The 22,199-nt window shown below is 28.6% G+C and carries 20 protein-coding genes; 16 read left to right on the forward strand and 4 right to left on the reverse strand.

Annotation, left to right across the window (positions count from 1 at the left end):
- Positions 1-94: 94 nt before the first annotated feature.
- The 10 genes from K8354_RS18435 to purD all read left to right on the forward strand — a co-directional run bounded on the left by K8354_RS18435 (position 95) and on the right by purD (position 11,745).
- On the forward strand, positions 95-1,279 hold the full coding sequence (locus K8354_RS18435; protein WP_223444271.1) for a polysaccharide pyruvyl transferase family protein: 1,185 nt from the start codon (positions 95-97) through the stop codon (positions 1,277-1,279).
- Position 1,280: 1 nt separating this feature from the next.
- Positions 1,281-2,483 carry a Coenzyme F420 hydrogenase/dehydrogenase, beta subunit C-terminal domain gene (locus K8354_RS18440; protein WP_223444276.1) on the forward strand — a complete coding sequence of 401 codons (1,203 nt, stop codon included), beginning with the start codon at positions 1,281-1,283 and terminating at the stop codon, positions 2,481-2,483.
- Positions 2,484-2,696: 213 nt separating this feature from the next.
- Positions 2,697-3,494 carry a glycosyltransferase family 2 protein gene (locus tag K8354_RS18445; protein WP_223444277.1) on the forward strand — a complete coding sequence of 266 codons (798 nt, stop codon included), beginning with the start codon at positions 2,697-2,699 and terminating at the stop codon, positions 3,492-3,494.
- On the forward strand, positions 3,460-4,587 hold the full coding sequence (locus K8354_RS18450; protein ID WP_223444278.1) for a glycosyltransferase family 4 protein: 1,128 nt from the start codon (positions 3,460-3,462) through the stop codon (positions 4,585-4,587). Before K8354_RS18445 ends, K8354_RS18450 begins: the two co-directional genes overlap by 35 nt.
- A 174-nt stretch (positions 4,588-4,761) precedes the next feature.
- Positions 4,762-6,006 carry an O-antigen ligase family protein gene (locus K8354_RS18455; RefSeq protein WP_223444279.1) on the forward strand — a complete coding sequence of 415 codons (1,245 nt, stop codon included), beginning with the start codon at positions 4,762-4,764 and terminating at the stop codon, positions 6,004-6,006.
- A complete protein-coding gene (locus K8354_RS18460; protein WP_223444280.1) occupies positions 6,003-7,100 on the forward strand; it encodes a DUF1972 domain-containing protein in 1,098 nt (365 codons plus the stop codon). Before K8354_RS18455 ends, K8354_RS18460 begins: the two co-directional genes overlap by 4 nt.
- Complete coding sequence (locus K8354_RS18465; RefSeq protein WP_223444281.1) at positions 7,054-8,298, forward strand: O-antigen ligase family protein; 1,245 nt, start codon at positions 7,054-7,056, stop codon at positions 8,296-8,298. The genes K8354_RS18460 and K8354_RS18465 overlap by 47 nt, the downstream gene beginning before the upstream one ends.
- A complete protein-coding gene (locus K8354_RS18470; protein WP_223444291.1) occupies positions 8,295-9,647 on the forward strand; it encodes an exopolysaccharide biosynthesis polyprenyl glycosylphosphotransferase in 1,353 nt (450 codons plus the stop codon). The genes K8354_RS18465 and K8354_RS18470 overlap by 4 nt, the downstream gene beginning before the upstream one ends.
- On the forward strand, positions 9,648-10,418 hold the full coding sequence (locus K8354_RS18475) for a glycosyltransferase (RefSeq protein ID WP_223444293.1): 771 nt from the start codon (positions 9,648-9,650) through the stop codon (positions 10,416-10,418).
- A 49-nt stretch (positions 10,419-10,467) separates the two neighbouring features.
- Positions 10,468-11,745 (forward strand): phosphoribosylamine--glycine ligase, encoded by a 1,278-nt coding sequence (gene purD / locus K8354_RS18480; protein WP_223444295.1) that lies wholly within the window; start codon positions 10,468-10,470, stop codon positions 11,743-11,745.
- Between the two features lie 9 nt (positions 11,746-11,754).
- On the opposite strand, the gene K8354_RS18485 is transcribed toward purD, so the two are convergent.
- Both K8354_RS18485 and K8354_RS18490 read right to left on the reverse strand, forming a co-directional pair.
- Complete coding sequence (locus K8354_RS18485) at positions 11,755-12,795, reverse strand: sensor histidine kinase (RefSeq protein ID WP_223444297.1); 1,041 nt, start codon at positions 12,793-12,795, stop codon at positions 11,755-11,757.
- A 36-nt stretch (positions 12,796-12,831) separates the two neighbouring features.
- Positions 12,832-13,524, reverse strand: a complete 693-nt coding sequence (locus K8354_RS18490) for a response regulator transcription factor (protein WP_223444299.1) — start codon at positions 13,522-13,524, stop codon at positions 12,832-12,834.
- Between the two features lie 246 nt (positions 13,525-13,770).
- On the opposite strand from K8354_RS18490, the gene K8354_RS18495 reads away from it, so the two are divergent.
- Both K8354_RS18495 and K8354_RS18500 read left to right on the forward strand, forming a co-directional pair.
- Entirely contained in the window at positions 13,771-14,589 is an 819-nt protein-coding gene (locus K8354_RS18495; RefSeq protein ID WP_223444301.1) for a T9SS type A sorting domain-containing protein, read from the forward strand.
- A 94-nt stretch (positions 14,590-14,683) separates the two neighbouring features.
- A complete protein-coding gene (locus K8354_RS18500; protein ID WP_223444304.1) occupies positions 14,684-15,400 on the forward strand; it encodes a 3'-5' exonuclease in 717 nt (238 codons plus the stop codon).
- Between the two features lie 70 nt (positions 15,401-15,470).
- Here the strand turns inward: K8354_RS18500 and K8354_RS18505 are convergent, their stop codons facing one another.
- The gene (locus K8354_RS18505) at positions 15,471-17,345 is read right to left on the reverse strand and encodes an ABC-F family ATP-binding cassette domain-containing protein (RefSeq protein ID WP_223444306.1); all 1,875 of its coding nucleotides are present in this window, start codon (positions 17,343-17,345) and stop codon (positions 15,471-15,473) included.
- A 293-nt stretch (positions 17,346-17,638) separates the two neighbouring features.
- On the opposite strand from K8354_RS18505, the gene K8354_RS18510 reads away from it, so the two are divergent.
- From K8354_RS18510 to K8354_RS18525, 4 genes are read left to right on the forward strand one after another with little or no spacing between them, the layout of a single operon-like run.
- Positions 17,639-18,655 (forward strand): sugar phosphate nucleotidyltransferase, encoded by a 1,017-nt coding sequence (locus K8354_RS18510; protein ID WP_223444308.1) that lies wholly within the window; start codon positions 17,639-17,641, stop codon positions 18,653-18,655.
- A complete protein-coding gene (locus K8354_RS18515; RefSeq protein ID WP_223444310.1) occupies positions 18,655-19,635 on the forward strand; it encodes a tetratricopeptide repeat protein in 981 nt (326 codons plus the stop codon). The genes K8354_RS18510 and K8354_RS18515 overlap by 1 nt, the downstream gene beginning before the upstream one ends.
- Positions 19,636-19,638: 3 nt before the next feature.
- Positions 19,639-20,409 carry a lipoprotein insertase outer membrane protein LolB1 gene (lolB1, locus tag K8354_RS18520; RefSeq protein WP_223444312.1) on the forward strand — a complete coding sequence of 257 codons (771 nt, stop codon included), beginning with the start codon at positions 19,639-19,641 and terminating at the stop codon, positions 20,407-20,409.
- Complete coding sequence (locus tag K8354_RS18525) at positions 20,409-21,632, forward strand: murein hydrolase activator EnvC family protein (protein WP_223444314.1); 1,224 nt, start codon at positions 20,409-20,411, stop codon at positions 21,630-21,632. The genes lolB1 and K8354_RS18525 overlap by 1 nt, the downstream gene beginning before the upstream one ends.
- 57 nt (positions 21,633-21,689) lie before the next feature.
- Here K8354_RS18525 and K8354_RS18530 read toward each other — a convergent pair whose 3' ends face one another.
- Positions 21,690-22,196, reverse strand: a complete 507-nt coding sequence (locus K8354_RS18530) for a mechanosensitive ion channel family protein (RefSeq protein WP_223444316.1) — start codon at positions 22,194-22,196, stop codon at positions 21,690-21,692.
- Between the last annotated feature and the right edge of the window lie 3 nt (positions 22,197-22,199).

Consider the following 22,199-nt stretch of genomic DNA (forward strand, 5'->3'; position numbering starts at 1 on the left):
AGAGTTAAGAACTTTATAAATTTAGTAATAGAGAATGTTACCATCAATTTAAATGGATTTTATGATGATAAAAAATTTAAAAAATTAATACAGAATGTATCAGAATATTCTACTTCTAGGCGCTTCATTAGAGAGTGATAATAAGGGTGTTAATGCTTTGGGAATAGGGGCAATAACATTATTGAAAAATAATTTTCCTAACGCAAAGATTAATTTACTTTGTATTGGGGAAGCAGAAAGTAAAATATTCTCATTAAATGTAAACGATGCAAAGATAAATGTACCCGTAAATTATTTTTCAAAAAAAGAAGTTTTAAAGGGACTTTTTGAGGCTTATCTACACATTATTTTTGCAATTAAACCAACTTCGAAAGTTACCTCTTTTATTGGTACACATGATATCGTGTTTGACATTAACGAGGGTGATAGTTTTAGTGATTTATATGGATTAAAAAGAATTTTAAGACATTTTTCAGATTCTAAATTGATCTTGCTTTTAGGTAAACCATTAGTTTTTTTACCACAAACAATTGGGCCGTTTGGCTCTAAAGTTGGTAAATTTCTGGGAGGACATATTCTTAAAAGATTGAATAAATTATATGTTCGAGACACCAAAGCCTATGATTTTATAGATAGTTTAAACGTTAAAAAGGAACTCTCAATTGATATGGCAGTTTATGTTAACAAGGTTTCAGTGGGTATGCAAGTTCAAAATAATACTATCGGAATAAATATAAATGGTTTAATGTATTTAAATAATTATGAAAATTTAAAAGGTCAGTATGAAAGTTATCCTACATTAATATCTGATTTAATCGATAGATTAATTACTGAGGGTTTTAAAGTGCTACTAATACCCCATGTATACAATCAAAAAGATCCCAAAAGTGAGGATGATCTCGTAGCAATTAAAAGCATTATCAAAAAGAAAAACGCTTTAAAAGAGTCTCTTTCATATGTTGATAAAGATCATGATGCGCAAGAATTAAAAGCAATTATATCAGGAACAGATTTTTTTATTGGGTCTAGAATGCATTCCTGTATTGCGGGTTTATCTACCTCTGTGCCTACAATAGGGTTGGCTTATAGCTATAAATTTGAAGGTACTTTTAGCATGTTTAATCAACAAGATCATGTAATAAATATAAGTGATTTAAAAACTGAAGGTATTAGCAAGGTCATTGAAAATATTATGCAAAAAGTACATGTAAGAAGTGAAACTAAAGATCTTTTGATTGCTAGTAATCAAAGAAAATTACTAAAAATTGAATTAAGTTAGTATGCTCAAAGACGTAGTGATAAAAAATGATTTATGCACAGGTTGTGGTCTTTGCGAAGCTGTTTTTGGTAAAGAGAACATAAAAATTAAGTTCAATGAAGAAGGATTTTTAAGACCATCGGGTTCTTATAAATTAAATTCTGATGAAGAAGATTTATTTGAAAAAATTTGCCCTGGAATTAATACGAAGCACAACGAATCAATAAAAGATAAAGGATACGATAGTTTTTTAGGACCTTATATTTCTATTCATTCTGGGTATGCTACAGATGCTCAACAACGATTTTCTGGATCTTCTGGTGGCGGTTTAACGGCATTGGCTTCTTATTTATTAGATTCCTCAAAGGTAGATTGCGTTCTTCATATGGGTTTTAATGAATCTAAACCCTATTTAAATGAATTTAAAGTAAGCAGAACTGCGAGCGAAGTATTAAATAATTCAGGATCAAGATATGCACCTTCTGCAACATTAATAGATTTAGTTGGTATTGTTAAAAAGTATCAAAAAATAGCCATAATTGGTAAACCTTGTGATATCGTAGGGGTCAGAAATTATATGAAAAATAATGAGCTAGCGAAAAGTAATATAAAGTATTTATTATCTTTTATGTGTGCCGGTGTTCCGAGTCAGAAAGGAACACAAAAACTTATACAAGGATTTAATTTAAAAGAGGAAAATATTTCTGAATTAAGATATCGAGGAGACGGATGGCCAGGATATTTTAAGGTGAAGGATAAACAAGGAAAGGTTCAAAAAATGACTTACAATGATTCTTGGGGTAATGTCTTGAATCGTTATTTACAATTTAGATGCAAAATATGTCCAGATGGCACAGGAGAGTTTGCAGATATTACTTTTGCCGATGCTTGGGCATCCTCTAAAAGCGGTTATCCTTCTTTTGAGGAAAAAGACGGAAAAAGTTTAATCATCCCGAGAACAGGATTAGGTGAAAAATTGCTCAATGATGCGGTTTTAGAAGGGTATCTGCGTATTCATGCAGAACACAGTTTAAAAGAAGTAGCGCTAATGCAGCCGTATCAAAAGCAAAGAAAACAAAATATGATTGTAAGGTACTTGGCCTTAAAAATGTTCGGAAGAAATACTCCAAACTACAATAGAAAATTATTAATAGCCAATGCTTTTAGAGAAAACCCGATTACCTTACTTAAAAATTTTCTAGGAATGGTGAAAAGAATCATCTAAATATTACTGTCAATATAAAAAAAACTTAAAAATATTTTCGGAATTTATTTTGTTATGGAGTTTAATTCATGGGTAGAATACTCGTTATTATCAAATGATAAATAGCACAACTACAGATAGGTTAAAATTTATTGACAAGAAATTAACATAGTAGTTTCCCAAGATTTCATGGAAAAAGATTCATTAGGATAAAAAGAGGATACAAAATTATATATGCAACTTTCAATTATTATTGTAAATTATAACGGCAAACATTATTTAAAGGATTGTTTAGAATCAATCTATGTTCATTGTTCTTCATTTTCTTATGAAATTATTATGGTTGATAACAATTCTACCGATGGAAGTCAAGAATATATTACCTTAAATTATCCTGAAATAAAATTATTTCAAGAAAAGCAGAATTTAGGATTTGGAAAAGCGAATAACCTTGGTGTTCAGTATTCTAACGGAAATAATATTCTCTTATTAAATAATGATACGATTCTTTTACATGATATTTATCCAGTTCTTAAGGAGGTTAAAAAGGAAGAAATTGGGGTTGTCGGAATTTATATGTTCAATGCAGATAGGCAGTATACATCTTCTGTGGGTAAATTCCCAAAACCTTTAGATTTGATAAGGTTATCAAATTTAAATGAAAAAAGAGAGGAATTTATAACGGGTAAATTTGATAAAAATAGCTACGAAGTTGATTGGGTTTCTGGATCTTTTATGATGATAAAAAGAAAAGATTGGAATTTAATTGGAGGTTTTGATGAAGATTTTTTTATGTACGTAGAAGATGTGGATTTATGCAAAAGAATTCATAATCTGGGGAAAAAAATTATTTTTTTATCAAAGATCTCTTATGTTCATTTTATCGGATTTAATACATCAAGGGAAATAAAACTCATTACAGGATATAAATTATTTAGTGCGAAGCATTTTAATTTAGTAAGTAGTATTTTAGCCGAAATTTGTTTGAAAATTAATTATGTCTACAAAAAAAGGTTTAAAAATATTCGTTGATGGTTACTTATTAAATAAAGAACATCAAGGGACAAAGACCTATATTAGAGAACTATATTTGGAGTTTGCTGCACAGAATCCAGATATTTTAATTGTTTTTGGATGTTTTAAAGATCCAAGTATTGAAAAAGAATTTTCTGAATTTAAAAACATTCGATTTATCTATTTTCAGCAGTCTAGTAGGGTTTTAAGAATGTTTTTTGAAATACCAAAGATTATTAAGGAACAACAGTTCGATTTTGCTCATTTTCAATATGTAATTCCTTTTTTAAAAAGTAAATCTTGTAAATATATCGTTACAATTCATGATGTTTTATTTAATGATTTTAAAGCGTATTTTTCGTATCAATATCGATTAAAAAGAAACTTTTTATTTAAGTATAGTGCCAAAAAATCAGATTTTTTATTAACGGTCTCTAACTATTCAAAAGAAAGGATAAAAGAATATTATAAACTTCGAAACAAAAAAATTTTAATAACACCTAATGGTGTAAATAAAAGTTTTTTTCTATCCTATAGCAAGAAAGATGCGATAAATTATATTCAAAATAAATTCGGAATTAAAGACTATATTCTTTATGTAAGTAGAATAGAGCCTAGAAAAAATCAACAAGGTTTATTAAAAGCTTTTTTTGATTTAGAAGAAACGAATACCCAAATAGTATTTATTGGTGTAAAGTCCTTGAATAATAAAGAGCTTATCAGTTTAATTGCAAGTTTAAGTGCAGCGCAGAAAAAGAGGGTACACATCTTAAAAAATATTTCAGACAGTGATTTGTTATTGTTTTATCAAGCGGCAAAAGTTTTTGCGTATCCAACTTTTGCAGAGGGTTTTGGAATTCCGCCTTTAGAAGCAGCTGCTTTAAGAATACCAGTACTTTGTTCTAATAGAACAGCCATGAAAGATTTTGATTTCTTTAGTCCGTATTTTATAGATTTTAATGATTTAGATGCAACAACAAAAAGTTTAAGTAAAATTCTTAAAACTCAAAACCCAGTTCATTTAAATAAAATTCAAACTTTGATAAAAGATACTTATAACTGGGAGGTATCATCTAAAGTTTTAACTTCAATTATAAAAAAGAAAACTTAAAAACTGTATTTAAAAATAGTTAGTTTAAACGCCATATAATTATGCTAAATCAAAAATAATTAATTGGTAAAACATAAAAATTTTTAATATAGCAATGTATATTCGCTTATTCAAAAGTTACAATAGTTTTAAGAATAATTTTAACGCTATTAAAATTATAAAAAATGAATTTTATTGTTAAAAATTAGTACACATAAAACATACCTTTCTCTAATTCTATTAGCATTAATTTCAATTTCAATATTCGAAATAAATTATTTATTACTTATAATCACTTTTTTTATTTATTATTCTAAAATATCTAAAGACTTAGTTGTTATTGTATTATTTCTTGCAAGTATTGTTGTTTTAGCATGTATATCCTCTTTATTTAACAACTATGTTGTCTATGATTGGATAAAAGATTTAGCCTATTTTACAAGACCCATAGCGGCAATTTTGGCGGGATATTTAGTTTCTAAAAAGATTAATAATTTTAAAAGTATTTTAAAAATTATTGTAGGAGTTTCATTTGTTTTTGCTGTAATCCATATCTTAAAAGTTCTATTTTTAGTAGATTTTAGCAATGCATCTGTTAGTAATATTAGAAATGTTGCAGGCATATCAAATCAAATAGAAATATTTTCGCTGGTTATTTTATTGATATCTAAGAAGTATAAAGAGCTGGAGATCATCAATAACAAGTTGTATAAGAGAATCATATTAATCGTGTTTTTCATATCTTTTTCGCTCTATTTTTCAAGAACAATGATTGTTGCTTTGGTTATTTTTTTGTTAGCTTCTTATAGTTATTTAATTATAACGAAGAAAGCTATAAAGTATGGTCTCTTAATTTTAGTGTCATTTAGTTTATTTTATGCGTATTTATTTAGCAGAGAATTTGAAAGAGATAAACCAGGAATAGAATCATTTTTATATAAAATGAAAGTAGCCCCCGCAGAAATTTTTTTACCTGTTAAAAGTATAGACATAAAAGACCATGCAAAATTATGGGACCGTTGGCGCGCTTACGAAGCTAGTATGGCAATCAATCAAATGAACACATTTTCAAGTTTTGCAATAGGTAAAGGTTTTGGAGCGCTGGTAGATTTGAAATTTTATGCGCCTTTGGGATCAGAAAACATGAGGTATATACCTATTTTACACAACGGTTATGTGACCATCTTTTTTAAAACAGGCGTTTTTGGATTGTTATTTTATTTGGTATTCTTAGTAGCACTGTATTTATATTCTTACAAAAAAGCAAGTTTTATTCAGAAAAGAGTCATTTATAATTTAATAGGCGGTATTGCTGTGTATTATGTATTTACAACTTTAATTATAACAGGTATTTATAATGTTATGGATATATATACTTTTATCTTAGGAATACTGTTATATTTTAGTATTGATGTTGAAAAAAAATTGGAAGTAGAATGAAAATAGGAATCATAGGTACTAGAGGTATTCCAAATCATTATGGTGGCTTTGAACAATTTGCAGAATATTTAGCTACTTTTTTGGTAGAAAAAAATTGTGAAGTTTATGTTTATAACTCATCCAATCATCCTTACAAAGAAAAATTATTTAAAGGAGTACACATCATACATTGCAACGATCCGGAAAATAGAACGGGTACAATCGGTCAATTCATATATGATTTAAATTGTATTTTAGATACAAAAAAAAGAGATTTAGATATTATTTTACAATTAGGCTATACAAGTAGTTCTGTTTGGTCTTTTCTTTTTCCAGAGAAACCATTAATTATCACCAATATGGATGGTTTAGAGTGGAAAAGGAGCAAATACACTTTTTTTGTTAAAAAATTCTTGAAATTTGCAGAGAGATTAGCGGTAAAACACAGTGATTTTCTTGTTTCGGATTCAGAAGGAATTAAAAAATACATAGATAATAAATATCAAAAAGACTCTAAGTTTATAGCTTACGGAAGTGAAATAGTAGCTGATGTAGATAAGAACGTTTTAGATAAGTTTCAATTGGAGAAACTAAAATATAACATGCTAATTGCTAGGATAGAACCAGAGAATAATGTTGAAACTATTTTAGATGGTGTCGTTTTAAGTAAAAGTAAAACTCCATTTTTAGTTATTGGTGATTATACGATCAATAATTTTGGAAAAAGAATAAAGGAAAAATTTAAAAGTTATCGTCAAATAATTTTTCTTGGAAGTATTTATAATAAAAGTGAATTAAACTCGTTAAGATATTTTTGTAATCTATATTTTCATGGGCATTCAGTAGGAGGTACAAACCCTTCTTTGTTAGAGGCTATGGGTTCTACTAATTTAATAATTGCACACAATAATATCTTTAATAAAGCAGTTCTTAAAGAGAACGCATATTATTTTTTTAATGCTGAAGATGTAAGTTTTTATTTAACACGTAAAAGTAAAGAATTTGAACAGACAAAAATTAAGAATAATATGCTAAAAATTAAGAATGAGTATGATATTAATAAAATAAATGGAAGTTATCTCTCGTACTTTTATGAATGTCTTGCAACAAATTAAATATTATAATGTTTCAGAGATATTCTTAATCTTAGTTTTAGCGACATTACCTTTAGGGGGTCATGCATTGAATAGTAATGCGGTAATTTTATTTTTTTTAGCATCATTAATTAATTATATAGTCAACAAACCAACGTTTAAATTTAATAGAATATCAATTTTATTGATAAGTTTTTACGCAGTTTGCCTATTTTCTTTGTTTTGGACAGAAAATTTAGAGAATACTAAAATAGGTTTGGTGCGCTTTTTATCTTATTTAGCATTACCGATAGCGTTCTTGCTAAATTCTAATAAGCCATTTAACCAAGAAAAGATAATTGGAATTTTTTCTAAATTGTTAGTTTTCTATAGTGTTTACTGTTTGTTCATTGCTGCCATAAAATGTATTCAAAATGACGATATCAGTTATTTGTTTTATCACAAGTTAAGTAACAATTTAGGAGATTTAAATGCAATTTATTTATCTGTATTTGTAAGTTTAGGAATTAATTTTTTTCTTAGAAAAAAAGAAAAATCAAAAGTTGAAATTTCTTATTTGGTTTTTTTAGGTCTCTTTTTAATATTACTTTCTTCTAAATTAATTATTTCAATAACGTTTATAGTTACGCTCTTATATTTTTTTAAAAGAAAAAAGTATAAGAAAGTAAAATGGAAAGATATTTTTTTTATTTCAGGAATTATAATTCTTTTTTTATTTGCCTCCAGTAATCTCTCAAAACGCATAAAAGTAGAGTTTGAAAAAACAAAAATAAATGAGGTCATAGATACAAAAGATTTTGGACACGTTTATTTATGGACTGGTGCTGCTTTGCGCCTATTTCAAACAAAAGCATTTATAGAAATTTTAAAGGAGCAGAAAAAAATATTTTTTGGGTTTGGATTAAATAATTCTCAAAAGTCATTAAACGACAAATATAAAGAGTATAATTTGTACCCAGGTTTTATGAATTATAACTATCATAATCAATACCTACAAGTTTTTGCAGAGTTAGGTGTTGTCGGTTTTAGTATACTTTTAATGCTATTGTTTTCAGTGCTAAAAGATGCAATTATTCTTAAAAATTATTTTTTATTATCCTTTATAATTTTAATATTAGTAGTGTGTATTACAGAATCATTTTTATGGAGACAAAGAGGAATGGTATTTTTTATCATCATATCATTATTATTTAGTAACAGAAAAAAGTTTAGTTTGTGAGACAAAAAAATTCCATATTCATTAGACCTTTCATAATCTTTATAGATTTATTGCTCATTAATAGTGTTGTTTATATTATTTCAGATCGAGAATATCTTAATTTTTCCTTTCTTTCCTATATTCTAAGCTTTTGGTTGTTTATTTCTTACTATACTAAGTTTTACAATGTGTATCGGTATACACATGTGAGCAGATTAGTTTCACTTTTATTGTCGCAGTTTTTTATTTTTTCACTTGCTTATTTAAGTTACTTTAGTATTTTTAAAGAAGGTAAAATTGTTGATAACCAACTTTTTGTTTTGTTTTTAATATTAGGTTCTGTTACATTTTTCAAATTTTTTATCTTTTATCTTCTTAAAAAATATAGGTCTAAAGGTAATAATTTTAGAAATGTTGTTCTTTTTGGAGAACTTAGTTCAGCAAAAAAATTAGATACTCTTTTTCATAATAAAAATGACCTAGGCTATCGTTTTTATGGCTTCTTTTCAGATAAAATTTATAATTCTAATAATTATTTAGGGTATTCAAAAGATGGGTTTAAATACATCGAGGATCATAAAATTGATGAAATCTATTGTGACCTTTCTCAAGTTAATCCGAATCAATTAATTAAGATTAGAAAATTTGTAGAAGAAAAAAAACTCGAATTAAGATTTTTACCTGAAAACAAAGCAATATATAGTAAAAATTATATTCTAGAATATTTTGGGACAACTCCAATTTTAAAGCCTAAACCTTTACCTTTCGAAAAAATTGAAACGCATATATTAAAAAGGATATTAGATATTTTTTTATCAGTCATAGTTTCTGTTTTTATTTTAACTTGGCTTTTTCCTATACTATTTATAATTATTAAGATAGATTCTAAAGGCCCCTTGTTTTTTAAGCAAAAAAGAGATGGTTTAAATGGTAAACAGTTTTATTGTTATAAGCTGAGGTCAATGAAAGTAAATAAAGAGGCTGATGTTCTTTCAGCATCAAAAAATGATTTGCGAATTACAAGAATAGGTACTTTTTTAAGAAAATCTAGCTTAGATGAGTTACCACAATTTTTTAATGTTTTAATAGGAAATATGAGTGTTGTTGGGCCAAGACCTCATATAAATATCCAGACCAAAAAATATATAAATGAAGTAGAAAATTATTTGGTTAGAAATTCAGTAAAACCAGGTATCACAGGTTTAGCTCAAATTAGTGGTTATAGAGGAGAGGTTATCAAAAAATCTGATATAGAAAACCGAGTAAAATTAGATATTTTTTATATCGAAAACTGGTCTTTCTTTTTAGATATTAAAATAATATCTCAAACTTTTATCAGTCTTTTTAAGCAAGAAGATAAAGCATATTAAATGAAACATAACTTAATTTTAACGGGAGCAATAGTATTATTTAAAGAAAGTTTGCCTGATTTACACAATACAATAGATTGTTTTTTAAATATACCTTTTGAAAAAAAACTATATTTAATTGATAATACACCTACTAAATTTTTTGAGTTTGTTTTTAATGATGACCGAATTGAATACATTGGAAATGAACAGAATATAGGATTTGGACCTGCGCATAATAAAATTATAGCAGAATTAAAAAATAACTCAGGGTTTCATTTGGTGTTAAATCCAGATGTTTCTTTTAAACCCGATGTTATTCCTAATTTAATTCTAGAATTAGAAAAAGATAAAAATATCGCAATGATAGCGCCAAAAGTTTTATTTCTAAATGGCGCTCACCAATATTCCTGCAGAAGATATCCAAACGTTATTGAACTCGTTGTAAGAAGATTTTATTTTTTAAAACCTATTTTCAAAAAAATAATATATAAAGGAGAATATAGAGAAAAAGATTTATCTAAGCCTTTTTTTGCTCAATATTTAACAGGATGTTTTCAATTATATAAAACGAATGATTTTGTGAAACTAAACGGTTTTGATGAACGCTATTTTTTATACATGGAAGATGTAGACATTTGTAAAAAGATTGATGATTTGGGAAAGAAAAAATTATATTTTCCGAAAGTAGAAATAGTTCATATTTTAAAGCAGGGTTCTTTAAGAAATGCGAATCTATTTTTGAAACACCTCTCATCAGCAATTAAATATTTTTTAAAGTGGGGATTTTAGTTTCCTAATTATTTTAAAATATATTTGCATACACAATAATATAACGAACATGAACGTACTTATTTTAGGATCTGGAGGAAGAGAACATGCATTTGCCTTAAAATTATCTGAAAGCAAAAAAATTAATCAACTTTTTGTTGCTCCTGGAAATGCAGGGACAGCTAAAATTGCGGTAAACATTCATCTAAGTCTCACTGATTTTGAAGCAATAAAACAAACTGTTTTAAAGAATGATATCAAAATGGTTGTGGTAGGTCCAGAAGTTCCTTTGGTAGAAGGGGTTCATGATTTCTTTTTAGCGGATGCTGCCTTAAAAAATATTCCTGTAATTGGTCCTAAAAAAGACGGCGCTTTATTAGAAGGAAGTAAAGATTTTTCGAAGCAGTTTATGCAAAAACACGGAGTACCTACCGCAAGATATAAGTCTTTTACAAGTAATAATTTAGAAGAAGGGTATACGTTTTTAGAAACTTTAGAACCTCCATTTGTGTTAAAAGCAGACGGATTAGCAGCAGGAAAAGGAGTGTTAATTTTAAACTCTTTAGATGCGGCTAAACAAGAATTAAAAGAAATGGTGTCTCATCAAAAATTCGGAGATGCATCATCTACGGTGGTTATTGAAGAGTTTTTAAAAGGAATTGAATTATCTGTCTTTGTGTTGACGGATGGTAAAAGCTATAAAATTCTTCCGTCTGCAAAAGATTATAAAAGAATTGGCGAAGGTGATACGGGTTTAAATACTGGTGGTATGGGAGCAATCTCTCCTGTTCCATTTGCAGACATAGCATTTTTAAATAAGGTAGAAGAATTGGTGGTAAAACCCACAATCATAGGTTTACAAGAAGAGAACATAGATTATAGAGGGTTTATTTTTATTGGTTTAATGATGAACGACAATGGTAATCCTTCTGTGGTTGAATATAATGTTAGAATGGGAGATCCTGAAACTGAAGTTGTGTTGCCGAGAATTGAATCAGATTTATTTGAGTTGTTTGAAGGTGTGGCAAACCAAACATTGCACGAAAAGTCTTTTTCTGTAATAGATAAAACTGCCACTACAGTGATGTTGGTTTCTGGTGGATATCCTGAAGCGTATCAAAAAAATAAAGAAATTAGTGGTTTTGAAACGATAGAGGAATCTATTGTGTATCATGCAGGAACTACTCTTAAAGACGATAAAACACTTACAAGCGGAGGTAGAGTAATGGCGATAACTTCTTTAGGAAGTTCGATTGAAGAAGCTTTAGAAAAGAGTTATAGAAGCATCGATAAAATTCATTTTGACGGAATGAATTACAGAAAAGATATTGGTTTCGATGTACGCTAATTTGTAAAATTAAAGGGCTTTATCAATGGTAAATGAAAATTCAGAACCTTCACCATAGGTGCTTTTTAGTAAAATGGTATTACCATGAGCTTCTACAATGTGTTTTACAATAGACAATCCTAAACCAGAGCCGCCTTGTTCTCGTGATCTGCTTTGGTCTACTCTATAAAATCGTTCAAATAAGCGTGGTAAATGTTCTTTTTTAATACCCTCACCATTATCAATAACTTTAAGAATAAACTTTTTATCATTATAACTTTCTACGCCTACAAAGGTAGTTCCATTAGGTTTGCCGTATTTAATGGAGTTTACGACTAAATTGATAAGAACTTGTTCTATTTTTTCAATATCGCCTTTTACAAAAACAGGAAATTCATAAATTTTATCAAATTTTAATGAAATATTTCTTTTTTTTGCTTTCATTTCAAATAAGTCGAATACATTTTGAATTAATTCTAACAAATTAAAAACTTCAATATTTAGTTTGGTGCCTTCGTTTTCTAATTTAGCAATCATATCTAAATCTTTAATTACAGCAACCAATCTTTCAACACCTTTATTAGCTCTATCCAAATACTTCATTCGTATTTGTTTGTCATTAATGGCGCCTTCTATTAGAGTTAAAATATATCCTTGAACTGTGAATAGCGGTGTTTTAAGTTCGTGTGCCACATTGCCTAAAAAATCGCGTCTAAAAGAATCTCGTTCGGTTAAATTTTTAATTTCTAAACGTTGGCCTTCCACAAATTTTTGCATGCTTTTGGATAGTTTATCAATGTCTGTGGTGGCAGAATCTCTTGTTAAATCATTAATATTTAAAATAGAAACTTCTTTATACAGTTTTTTTAATCTTCTGTAAATAAAGTGTTCAGCTCTATATTGGATAATTAAGAATGATATTATAAATAAAGCAAGTATAGAAATTAGGATGGTAAAAATACCAAGATGTTTACTAATAATAAAATAAGATATCGAAGCAATACAAACAGAAAGTAGTGTTAAATATACTGCTGACCAAAGAGCGTAAGAATATGTTTTTTTTAGTCTCAAATTATAAGAATCAATAACTTTTTAAATGAAAATATTTTATTTGTCTAATAAAACAAATTTATAGCCAACACCTTTTACTGTCTTAAAATGGTCATCACCAATTTTTTCTCGTAATTTTCTAATGTGCACATCAATAGTTCGTCCTCCAACAACAACTTCATTTCCCCAAACGGTATCTAAAATAACTTCCCTTTTAAATACTTTACCAATTTTAGAGGTTAAAAGAGAAAATAGTTCGAATTCTTTTCTCGGAAGTGCAATTTTTTTTCCAGCTTTATAAACAACATATTCATCTCTATCAATAACGATATCGCCAATTTTAAGGGTTTCTTCACTTTCTTTTTCAGTTTTTAATCTCCTCAATAAAGATTTTATTTTGCTTACTAAAACTTTCGGCTTTATAGGTTTGGTAATGTAGTCGTCAGCGCCAGCCTCAAAACCAGCAACTTGCGAATAATCTTCTCCCCTAGCTGTTAAAAAAGCGATAATTACATTTTCTAAAGATTTTGTTTTTCTTATTTTTTCACAAGCTTCTATACCATCCATTTCTGGCATCATAATATCTAATAATATTAAATGAGGTAAATTCTTTTTGGCAGACTTAATAGCTTCATGGCCATTTTCTGCTTTAAAAACTTGATACCCTTCATTTTTCAAATTATAACCAACAATTTCTAAAATATCAGGTTCATCATCAACCAATAAAATTTTAATATCACTTTTTTTCATGGAATTACATTATAAGTTATAGTCAAAAATAGGGATTTAAACCTGAATAGCTAAAGTTACCGTGAAATGATTTATTAAGTTAACAATTGTTTAATCATTAATCAACAAATCACTAAAATTTTAACCTTAAAAAAACTAATTTTCAATTAATTAGCCGAAATTGGTAAATTAATTATTACTTAACCTTTAAAGTGGTTTATTTTTATAGCTTTGTTCTTATTAATTTCAAATTTAAATATATATCACATGAAAAAAAATTACATTTTTACTTTAATTTTAGCATTATTAACGTCTTTGACTTATAGTCAAATTGTTATTAACGAGGTAGATGCAGATCAGACAGGGACAGATACTGAGGAGTTTATTGAGCTGTTATGGACACCTAATACATCTTTGGATGGTTACGTTGTCGTTTTGTTTAATGGAAGTGATGACCAAAGTTATGCTGCCTATGATTTAGATGGCAGGACTACAGATGCAAACGGTTTATTTGTTTTAGCAACCACTGCTATCGCTTCAGGAACTGATATCGATATGGGAGCAGATAATAAGGTTCAAAATGGGGCAGATGCAGTGGCAGTTTATCAAGGAGATGAAGCAGACTTTCCAGTAGATACGCCTATTTCCACAACAAATCTAATTGATGTATTGGTGTATGGGACCAGTGATAATGATGATTCAGGTCTGTTAGATGGTTTTGGTGTTACTATTCAGTATGATGAAAATATTAATGGAAATAAAGATACAGAATCTATTCAAAGAAAAAGTGACGGAACTTATGAAGTTAAACCACCAAGTAGGAGAGTTCTTTCTGTAAAAGATAATACTATTCAAGGTTTTGCAACCTACCCAAATCCTGTTACAAACAATGTGTTTACAGTTAAAAGTAAAAGCTCGGACACAAAAGAGATTTCAATTTTTAATGTATTAGGAAAAAAAGTGCTTTCTAAAAGCCTTTCTGGTGTTCAATCTGATGTAGATGTTTCTTCGATTTCTGCTGGTTTGTATATCTTAAAAGTAAAGGAAGGAACAAAAATGGCGACTTCTAAATTAGTCATCAAATAATATTTTATCTTCTTTGTAACTTAAAAGCTCCAAATTAATTTTTGGGGCTTTTTAATTTTCAGTATATTTATATAGAAAAGAAAATTTAAACGCTATGAATCTTACCTATGCATTAAATAACATCTTGTTTTTAGATATTGAAACTGTTCCTGAAGCAGAAAGTTGGAACTTACTTTCAAAAGAAACTCAAGCACTTTTTGAGAAGAAAACAGAATATCAACGAAAAGATGAGTTCACAGCCGAAGCGTTTTATGACAGAGCTGGTATTTGGGCAGAGTTCGGGAAAATAATCTGTATTTCTGTAGGTTATTTTGTAAACGCAGAGGTGAATAAACAGTTAAGAATTACTTCTTTTTTTGGTGATGATGAGCACCAACTTTTAAGCGATTTTAAAGTAATACTGGACAAACATTTTTCAAAGAAAAGTAATGTTTTATGCGCGCATAATGGCAAAGAATTCGATTTCCCTTTTATAGCAAGAAGAATGATTATTCATGGAATAGAATTACCAGAAAAACTAAATTTATTCGGAAAGAAACCATGGGAAGTTCCTCATTTAGATACATTGGAATTATGGAAATTTGGAGATTATAAGCATTATACATCTTTAAAATTACTCACATCAATTTTAGGAATTCCGTCTCCAAAAGATGATATAGATGGCAGTGAGGTTGCGCACGTGTACTATCAAGAAAAAAACTTACAAAGAATTGTTACCTATTGCGAAAAAGATACCATTGCAGTAGCGCAAATTTTATTACGTTTTAATAACGAAGATTTAATTGAAGGTAAAGATATTGTTAGTGTGTAAAGAATATGAGACCTCACAGGTTTTTTAAACCTTTGAGGTCCTTTAATGTTAAATTTCCTTAAGTTTAGTTCTAATCTTCTAATTTCATAGAAAGTTCTAACCATCGTTCTTCCTTTTCTTCTAATTGATCCGCAATTTTCGCTAATTCTTTCGATTTTTTAGGAATATCATCCGTAGGAATTTCTACATTTAAAAACTGATTTTCGATCTTTAATTTTCTTTTTTGGAGTCTTTCAATTTCGATTTCTAGAGAACCAAATTCTCTTTTTTCGTCAAAGCTTAACGTATTTTTTGATTTCTTTTTTTCAACCTTTTTCTCGATTTTTGTTTCTATCGGTTTTGTCTCGGTCTCTGTCTCTTTTTCTGATGAATTTTCGTAAGCTCTAAAATCTGAATAATTTCCTGGAAAATTTTCAACAACACCTTCTCCTCTAAAAACAAAAAGGGCATCAACAATTTTATCCATAAAATATCTATCGTGAGATACTACCAGGAGGTTTCCGGGATAATCTAACAAGAAACTTTCTAACACATTTAGGGTTACTACATCTAAATCATTGGTAGGTTCATCTAAAATTAAAAAGTTAGGGTTTTGTATTAAAACAGCACATAAATACAAACGTTTTTGTTCTCCACCAGAGAGTTTATCAACAAAATCGTATTGTTTCTTTTTATCAAACAAAAAACGTTCTAATAATTGAGAAGCAGAAATTTTTCTTCCTTTGGTAAGCGGAATAAATTCTCCAAATTCTTTGACCACTTCAATTACTTTTTGACCTTCTTTAATATGGATGCCGGCTTGTGTATAATAGCCAAATTTTATGGTTTCTCCTATAATAACTTTACCACCATCTACAGGAGCTTTTTCGGTAATAATATTTAAAAAAGAAGATTTTCCTGTTCCGTTTTTACCAATAATACCAATACGTTCTCCTCGTTTAAATATATAATCAAATCGGTCTAAAATAACCTTATCGCCAAAAGATTTTTGCAATTTATGGAGCTCTAAAATTTTGCTACCTAAACGTTCCATATTAATTTCTAACTGAATTGTATGGTCTTTTCTCCGCTGATGTGCCTTATCTTTAATTTGATGAAAATCATCAATTCGAGATTTCGATTTTGTAGTTCTTGCTTTTGGTTGCTTGCGCATCCATTCTAATTCTTTTTTAAATAAACTTTTAGCTTTGCCTAAATTTGTAGCTTCTAAAGCTAACCGTTCTTCTTTATTTTGAAGATAGTAAGAGTAATTTCCTTTGTATTTGTAGATGTTACCTTCATCTAATTCTAGAATTTCATCGCAGACGCGCTCTAAAAAATAACGGTCATGTGTTACCATAAAAAGTGTAATCTTTTCTTTTGCAAAAAAAGCTTCTAACCATTCTATCATTTCTAAATCTAAATGATTCGTGGGTTCATCTAGTATTAATAAATCAGGTTTATTTATTAAAACAATGGCTAAAGAAAGGCGTTTTTTTTGTCCGCCAGAAAGAGATCCTACTTTTAAAGTTAAATCTTCTAATTTTAATTTTGATAAAATTTGTCTGTATTGAGTTTCAAAATCCCAAGCATTATGTTGATCCATTAAATCAAATGCCGCTTGGTAAGCATCTGCATTGTCAAGATTTTTTAGGGCTTTTTCGTATTGATTTACAATAGACAGAATTTTATTATCGGTTGCAAAAATGGTTTCTTCAATTGTTAAATCAGGATTTATATCATCTTTTTGAGCCAAATAGGCAATGCTAATTCCTTTTCTACTCACTACTTGACCAGAATCTGGCACATCTAAACCAGCAATAATATTTAGAATAGAAGTTTTTCCACTTCCGTTTTTGGCAACAAAAGCCACCTTTTGATCTTTATTAATTCCAAAGGAGATGTCTTCAAAAAGTACTCGCTCTCCGTAAGATTTAGAAATATTTTCTACAGATAAATAATTCACACGTTTTATTTTTTGCAAAGAAACAAAAAACCTAAGCGTTAATTTAGATTTTTACATCATTTATAGGTTGATAATTAATTAGAGTTGAATATTTTACAAGTACCAATTTACAGTCTAAAGATAGTGCGAGCAAGAAGCGTCTACGATCTTTATAAACAGTAAGCATTGTATGTTCTTCTATGTGGCAAGATATATAATTTTAAACCTACTTTGAATCCTTTCCATTTTACCGAAAACAATTTTTAGAATATCTTAATTAATTGCTATCTTGCAAATTAAATTTATAGATTTTTATGAAAATTATTGTCCCTATGGCCGGTATAGGCTCTCGTTTAAGACCTCATACACTTACAGTTCCTAAACCCTTAACAATTATTGCCGGCAAACCAATAGTACAACGTTTGGTAGAAGATATTGCTTCTGTGATTGATGAAAAAATAGAAGAAATAGCTTTTGTAATAGGTACTACTGCTAAAGGTTTTCCGGCGGATACAAGAGAGCAATTATTACATATTGCTGATAAACTTGGCGCTAAAGGTTCTGTATATATACAGCATGAAGCTTTAGGAACTGCACATGCAATTTATTGTGCAAAAGAGTCATTAAGTGGTCCTTGTGTAGTGGCATATGCCGATACTTTATTTAAAGCAGATTTTACGTTAGATGTACATTCAGATGGCGCTATTTGGGTAAAAGAAGTTGAAAACCCAAGTGCTTTTGGAGTCGTGAAATTAGAAAACGGAATTATTACAGATTTTATAGAAAAGCCTAAGGAATTTGTTTCTGATTTAGCCATTATAGGTATTTATTATTTTAGAAGTGGCGAAAAAGTATTGGAAGAAATTCAGTATTTAATCGACAATGATTTAAAAGAAAATGGGGAGTATCAATTAACCAATGTATTGGAATCTTTAAAACAACAAGGTGCAAAATTTGTTCCTGGTAAAGTTAGTGAATGGCTAGATTGTGGTAAGAAAGACCCAACCGTAGACACCAACAAACAAACATTAGTATTTGAACAGGATGCTGGTAACGATTTAGTTTCTAGCGATGTAGTTTTAGAAAATTCAGAAATTATTCAGCCTTGTTACATCGGTAAAAATGTTGTTTTAAAAGATAGTAAAATAGGACCGTATGTATCGATTGGAGAAAATAGTACAGTAACAAAATCGATAATTACCAACTCTTTAATTCAGACGAATGTTACCATAAATAATGCTCATTTAGATAAAGCTATGATTGGTAATTATGCCAAGTATAACGGTCAATACACCTCTGTAAGTATTGGTGACTATACAGAATTAACCTAATGAATTTTAAGAGTACGCATCGTAAAATTAGAAAAGAGAGGCAATTTGATTATTTTAAATTGGCTCTTTTCTCTTTTTTCTTTTTTCTTTGCTCTCTAAATATGGGGGCTCAAGATAGTATTGCAGCACCAAAAGATTTAACAGAGGAAGCAGCATTAAAATTTCAACAATTCTTTTTTAAAGCGTTATCGCAAAAATCAATAGGAAATTATCAAAAAGCCATTGAGAATTTAGAAAATTGTAATCAGCTTTTAACAAATGATGTGGCGGTTTTCTTCGAGTTTTCAAAGAACTATTTGTTTTCAAATAATGGTTTATTGGCCAAAGAATATATCAGCAGAGCTTTAGAGCAAGATCCTGATAATATTTGGATGTTAAAGCATCTTGTAAAAATTTATCAAAAAGATAGAAATTATAAGAAGGCTATTGAAGTTCAGCAGAAAATAGTAGCGAACGAACCAAATGAAAGAGAATTTTTGGTGAGGCTTTTTGTCTATGACAGGCAATATCAAGAAGCTATTTCTTTAATGAATATTTTAGAAAGTGAATATGCATTAAGTTCAAATTTGAAACGGCTTAAAGAAAGTTTAGAAGCAAGAAAATCTAATTTAGTGAAAGAAATAAAATTAGAAGATATTGGGCCTTTAACCGATCAATTTAATAAAGATAAATCATATTTAATTTTAAAACAAATCTTAAAAATTTCTTATGATAAACCCGAAATTTTATTGAAGTATAGTGAGGAAGGGATTTCTCTTTTCCCGGCACAACCCTATGTATATTTAATGAAAGGAAAAGCACTTAACGATCAGAATAATTATAAAAATGCATTACTTACATTACAAAATGGAATCGATTTTGTGATAGAAGATAAAATGGAAGCTGATTTTTACAAAGAAATTGCAAAAGCCTACAAAGGATTAGGGAATAAAAAAGAAGAAAATAATTATAAGCAAAGGGCTAAAAAATTAAAAATTTAATCTATGAAATTTTTAAAATATGCATTTCTTTTTACAATGATATTTACTTCTTGTAAAACAACAAAAAATATGATAAATTCTAAGGCTATTGCTAAAGAGATGTCTGCAAGAAAAGTAGCAAGAAAACATATAGCTGCTAATTTTGATCGAAAAACAATAGATGCAAAATTGAAGGTTAATTTTGATAATGAAAAAACGAATCAAAGTTTGTCTGTGAGCATGAAAATTATAAAAGATGAAGTTATCTGGTTAAGAGGAACTAAAATTATTACACTTTTTAAAGCAGAAATTACACCAACTTCTGTGCGTTATTATTCGTCAGTTTTTAAGAATTATTTTGAAGGAGATTTCTCTATGATAGAAGAATTATTAGGAGTGAAGATTAATTTTGAGCAATTACAAAATTTATTTTTAGGGCAGTCTTTATTAAACATTAAAGAAGAAAAACAAAATGTAGAAATTGTAAGCAATAGCTATGTTTTATCGCCAGAAAAGCAAACAGATTTATATGATATCTTTTTTAATATCAATCCTTCTCACTTTAAATTAGACCAACAATCTGTTGTGAATTCTGATAAAAACGTACGTTTAGATATCAAATATCCTTCTTATAAGTTAATTGATAATGAAGTTTTTCCGTCACAAATACACATCAGAGCAAAGAATCCAAAAAGAGTCACAGCCATCGATTTTATATATAAAACTGTTATTTTTGATACCGATGTAAAAATGCCTTTTAGCATACCAAGGGGTTATAAACAATTGAAGTTTTAATGGGGAATTTAAAATTTAATATTTTTTTAGCACTTGTTTTTTTGATGAGTTACGCTTCTTTTAGTCAAACAAAAGAGCAATTAGAGGCGCAACGCAAAAAATATAGAAATGAAATTACAAGGTATAATAAGTTGCTTTTTAAAGAAATAGGCAAGAAAGAAAATGCGTTACAAGATTTAAAAGATATCAATCAAAAAATTCAGGTAAGAAATAAATTGATCAAAACTATTCAGTTAGAGGCAAAACTGTTGTCTAAAGGAATAAAAACTAACGAGAGAAAAATCGAAAATCTTAAGAAAAATTTAGAGGCTTTAAAGACAGATTACGCATCGATGATTTACAAATCTTACAAAAGTAAATCACAACAAAGCAGAATGATGTTTTTATTGTCTTCACAAAATTTTTATCAAGCCTATAAACGTTTAGAGTATATGAAACAATATGCTTCATTCAGAAAAAAACAGGGTGAAGAGATTCTGGTACAAGCAAATTTTATTTCAAAATTAAACGATTCTTTACGCTATCAAAAAAGTGTAAAAGACACATTGATTTTCGTAGAAAAAAATCAAAAAGATGCAATAATATCAGACAAAAAACAGCAAGAAAGTTTAATTACAACCATCAAAAAGAAAGAAGGAAAATACAAAAGAGAGATTAAAAAGAACGTAAGAGAAGAGAAAATAGTAGCAGAAAGAATAGATAAAATTGTAAGAGAAGCCATCGCTAAAGCCAATAAGAAAGTTGCAAATAAACCTAAAAACAGCAAAAAGAATGAGTTTATTTTAAGTCCGGAGGCAAAAGCTTTAGCGGCAAAATTTGAACTAAATAAAGGAAAATTACCTTGGCCTGTTCAAGAGGGTATTGTGGTTAGAAAGTTTGGGAAGCAGTCTCATCCTTTATATCCTGGTATTGAAATTAACGGTACAGGTTTGCATATTGTTACGAGTCAGGGAAGTGATGCGGAAGCCATTTTTAATGGGGAAGTTTTAAATATATTAGTAGGGTCTGGCGGAACTAAAAATGTAATGATTAGACATGGAAATTATATTACATCGTATAATCATCTAGAAAATGCTTATGTTAAAAAAGGGGATAAAATAACTACAGGTCAAAAAATAGGAAGGATTTTTACGGATAAAGTTAGCGGTAAAACAACCTTGATTTTTGTCTTGTTAAAAAATACATATAAATTGAATCCTGCTTCTTGGATGTTGAAAAGGTAGTTTTACGGCTTATTTTTTACAAGCTAGTTTTATTAGATTCACAACATGATTAAATACCTATTTCTCTGTTTTAGGAGCGTATTTAATGTTTTTTTGCAGTATTACAGAGTTCGGAATTGTAATTAATTCTTTTTCAATAGTTTTTAGTGTGATAAAAAAAGCACCAATATCAGTAATTTCTCCAGAGATATTGTTATCTTTCTCTAATATTGTAATACTATCTCCAATTTTAACTGGGTAATTTATATACAAAATAATACCTGCAGTAATGTTAGATAATAAAGACCATTGCGCAAAAAATGCAATCCCTAAAATGGTTAAAAAAGAAGAAATATAATAAAGCAATTGTTTTTCATCTACACCCCAAATAAAGGCAACAACAACAATTACTGTGATGTAAATTAAAATAGAAACAATTTTATTAGTGACTAGAATCCTAGCGTTTTGAAACCCAAATTTTAATTGAATTTTACGCAACGATTTTATAATTAAAAATCTTAGAAAAAAAGCAATTGCAAATGCAATAATAGATTCTAAAATTTTAAAATGATTTAAAAATTCCATAAT

The sequence above is a fragment of the Polaribacter litorisediminis genome (genome assembly GCF_019968605.1).
GTDB lineage: Bacteria > Bacteroidota > Bacteroidia > Flavobacteriales > Flavobacteriaceae > Polaribacter > Polaribacter litorisediminis.